The 382-nt window shown below is 54.2% G+C and carries 1 protein-coding gene; it reads right to left on the bottom strand.

Going from position 1 to position 382, the window contains the following annotated elements:
- Positions 1–382: MobA/MobL family protein (locus LI162_RS15330; protein WP_227156884.1), on the bottom strand; the 382-nt coding region annotated here is incomplete at both ends.

Genomic DNA, 382 nt, shown 5'->3' on the forward strand with positions numbered 1-382 from the left:
CATTGCATAGCTCCGCCCATGTCTGCCGCCAGTATTCCAGCGTTTCGGGACTGCCCCAGTCGGTAGTGGGAACGGCGTTGAACACAAACTTTCCGTCTGCGTCTCGGATACGGTTGCCGTCCTCGTCCAGCTCATACACCCGGCGTTGCTTTAGTCCCCATTTGCCGTTCTGCTCGATGGGGCGGATAGGGCAAAGCACATGAAAATGTGGGTTTGGTATGCCGCCGTCCTCCCGGTCTGGCTGGTGTACGGCGAAGTCAACCACCATGCCACGGCTCACAAAGTTCTCCAATAAAAATTGCCTTGCAAGAGCGATGTTTTCCTCAAGGGAAAATTCATTCTGCAAGGCAATGTCAAAGCTGTATGCAAGCTGGGCGTTCTT

The sequence above is a fragment of the Mediterraneibacter sp. 210702-DFI.3.120 genome, assembly GCF_020561005.1.
GTDB lineage: Bacteria > Bacillota > Clostridia > Lachnospirales > Lachnospiraceae > Mediterraneibacter > Mediterraneibacter faecis.